The sequence below is a fragment of the Paenochrobactrum gallinarii genome, from assembly GCF_014205685.1.
GTDB classification, from domain to species: Bacteria; Pseudomonadota; Alphaproteobacteria; order Rhizobiales; family Rhizobiaceae; genus Paenochrobactrum; species Paenochrobactrum gallinarii.
Genome location: NZ_JACIIU010000062.1, coordinates 1 through 3,346, shown reverse-complemented (window position 1 = coordinate 3,346; position 3,346 = coordinate 1). Strand labels below are relative to the sequence as shown.

The 3,346-nt window shown below is 55.1% G+C and carries 1 protein-coding gene and 3 pseudogenes; all 4 read right to left on the bottom strand.

The features are described from left to right. Nucleotides 1–92, bottom strand: a pseudogene (locus FHS77_RS15820) (IS6 family transposase); the annotation flags it as partial. Between the two features lie 11 nt (nucleotides 93–103). Continuing rightward, nucleotides 104–1,509: pseudogene (locus FHS77_RS15815) on the bottom strand (IS30 family transposase). A gap of 24 nt (nucleotides 1,510–1,533) precedes the next feature. Continuing rightward, nucleotides 1,534–1,860 (bottom strand): annotated as a pseudogene (locus tag FHS77_RS15810) (IS6 family transposase); the annotation flags it as partial. Between the two features lie 33 nt (nucleotides 1,861–1,893). Then, nucleotides 1,894–3,006: a Fic family protein gene (locus FHS77_RS15805; protein WP_184224875.1), complete on the bottom strand. Its 1,113-nt coding sequence runs from the start codon at nucleotides 3,004–3,006 to the stop codon at nucleotides 1,894–1,896. Nucleotides 3,007–3,346: the final 340 nt, after the last annotated feature.

Here is a 3,346-nt window from a genome sequence, read left to right as displayed (position 1 = left end):
GGGAGGAGAAAATCTTGTGAAGCTGCCTTGATGGCTGGCGGAAACGTTCCCGCTCCATCTGTCCCTATGCGATCCGGGGCTAACAAAGGCTCACTGGGTGGATTCAAACGGTGGTCGCAACGGTTGATTGATATTTTATGATAGGACTTCTTTCAACATCTCAGCGGGCGTTTTCCATCCGAGCGTTTTTCGAGGTCGATTGTTCAGGGTGTATGCGACAACATTGAGAGTGTGTTCATCATGTACACTGAGATCCGTGCCCTTGGGAAAGTATTGACGCAATAGGCCATTGGTGTTCTCGTTGCTGCCGCGCTGCCAAGGGCTTTGAGGATCACAGAAGAAGACTTGGATGCCCGTATCTGTCTTCAGCCTCGCATGTTGTGCCATCTCAGCACCCTGGTCCCATGTGAGTGATTTGCGCAAGTGGCCTGGAAGGCTTTGAATTGATTTGGTAATGGCATCTCGAACAGCCTGAGCACCGTGCCCTGTAAGCGCGGGACCATTTTTCTTGCGCGGACCTGCACCATGGCCGGGCATCGGAGGCAGATGCAGCAGGAGCGTGAACCGTGTTTTGCGTTCCACCAGAGTGCCGATCGCCGAGCTCTTCAGGCCGAGGATCAGATCACCTTCCCAGTGACCCGGCACAGCGCGGTCTTCTGCTTCGGCGGGGCGTTCACTGATCATGATCTGGTCGGACACAAACGGCCTGCCTTTTCCCTTTCGCCGCGCCCGCGGGACACGTAGCGCCCGTCCGGAACGCAGGCAGGCAGCCAACTCCCGCCGCAGCGCGCCACGGCCTTGAATGAATAAGGACTGATATATGGCTTCATGACTGATACGCATCATCGGGTCATCCGGATAATCAAGAGGCAAACGGCGAGCGATCTGCTCAGGGCTCCAGGCTGTTGCCCATCTGCGATGTTGTCGGCGCACAGACCGTCTCTTCGTCCAAGACACGTCAGGCCCGACCACAATGCTCCCGTTCGGAGCAGAGATCTGACCTGAGAGCCGATCTTCAACATACTGCCGCAAAGCGTCGTTCTGCGCCAGTTTTGTTGGTTTTGGCCGGCGTGCCGCGCGATCTGCATGCCATTGCGCTGTTGTCGCTCGATATTCAAAGCCCCCTGAGCGTGTCGCTGCATTCCGCCGCAGTTCTCGGGAAATGGTCGAGGCGGATCGTCCAACCTTCCTTGCAATCGCACAGACACCGAAGCCTTGCGCTCTGTACAAGGCGATATCTTCGCGCTCAGAAAAACACAGATATCGCCCGGGAAACGGTTGAGATTCTTTTGCAAATTTGGATGGCGGCATGCCTCCGGCCTCCCGAAACCAACGACTGCCAACTGGGGCAGACGCACCAGCTTGCACGCCAGCCTCTTCGCTGGAAGCACCTTGCTTGATAAGTTGCCAAAACATGACTTGCTGGGAACGCAGTGCCGCCCGTGGCCGTCCCGGTGAATACAGTCTAACTCGTATGCTGCGCTCTGATGCGCGTTTGCGGTTTGTCATCATAACCTCCAAGTCGGAACCGTTGCGACCACCGTTTGAATCCACCCTCTTCAGCATTTTTTTAAAGAACCGCTTGGCTGCGGATAAGTCTCGTTTGGCCGTCAGCAGGAAGTCCACCGGATTGCCGTGCTTATCGATAGCTCGATAGAGAAAACGCCATTGGCCGCGTATTTTAATGTAGGTTTCATCAATACGGATAGAACCGCAATGAGGACGCTGAAATTGTCGTAAGCGTTTTTCCAGCAACGGTGCATAGGCTAAAACCCAGCGATTGATTGTTGAGTGGTCGACTTCAAAACCACGTTCCAGAAACATTTCTTCGAGATCCCGGTAGCTCTCTAGTGGCCATTTTCCCAGTTACCCGTTAACTGGGCCATGTTGTCGTTAATAACGCGCTCGCCAGTTCAGTGCGTATCGGGTGAATCGAAGCTGACCGCTGCGCGTCAACGCGCCCTTGTCGACCAGATCCTGCAAATCGCGGGTGGCGGTTGCGCGTGAGGTCTTTGTTATGGCCAGATAGTTGTCGGCACTGAGGCCACCGATAAAGCCCTCCGGTCCTGCCTCGAACAGACGTGCAATGACTTTCTTCTGACGGGGATTGAACGCCCCCCTGAACCGGTCGTAGAAATGCGCTTTGGCGATGTAGAAGGCGACGCGATCCAGCGTAGTTTGTTGAGCCGTCAGCACGGTTTGGGAAAACCATACCAACCATCCAGTGACGTCGAGGGTTCTCTGATGGATTTCCAGCTGATCGTAATAGGCTTTCCGTTGCTGTTCGATGGTAAAACTGAGCATGATCAGGCTCGGTTGCCCCAGCGATTGGGCGAGCGCTTTTTCAGCCAGTGCGCGACCAAGCCGCCCATTGCCGTCCTCGAACGGATGGATGCTTTCGAACCATAAATGGCTAAGCCCGGCGCGGGTAAGCGCGGGGAGGGGCGTGCCGCCGGTCAGAGCGCTTGCGTTGAACCACGATATGAACTCATGCATTTCCTCCGGTACCTGCGCTGATGGCGGCGCCTCGAAATGAATCGTCGGGCGGTCCAATTGGCCAGAGACGATCTGCATGGCGTCGGAATGGCTGCGATAAGCACCGATACTCTCCAGATGCCGACTGCCTGCCATCAACATAGTATGCCACCGAAACAGTGTGGCGTCATCAAGCGGCAGGGCATAGGTGCCATAAACGTCGACCGTCATTTCCGCGATCCCGTGTTCACGCGGTTGCACCGAACGCCGGTCCGTGTCCAGGCCAAGCTGCCGCCGCAGTGATGACTGGACGCTTAAGCGGTCCAATGTTTCGCCTTCGATCGCGCTCGTCTTGATCGCTTCGTCGCTCAAGAGTTCGATGCGCAACCGGTCGCGGTCGTCGGGATCGATGTGACGCACAGCGCCGATGACTTCGCCAGAGGAGAGCAGGAATTGCTGCTCCAGACTGCGTAACGCCGCAGCATCGTAGCGGAAATTCGGCCAGTCAGGTTGCGTCCAGTTCCAGGTCATGAGCGATAACATCCATTTCTATCGCTCTCAATATCATATATATATGCGTAATAGAAGTCACTCCTGTTACTCACTGCCCTGATTGCGGAGAAGATGTTGCGTCCGCTTTGCGTCCTAAGCAGTCGTTCCCGCGATCATGCTTTCAACGTCCGCGAAGGGGGATCCGCGGGGCGTGTCGCAAAGTTTTTGAATTAGTGATTGCTTAATCATCATATTGGATGCTGGTCTCTCGATACTGGAGACCTGGTTATGTCGCAAAATTTTGAACAGGATATAAACGTGCTTATCTGCAGGCACAGTTATGCTGCGAGTTCGGCAAAGACTTTGAATGATGAACTAT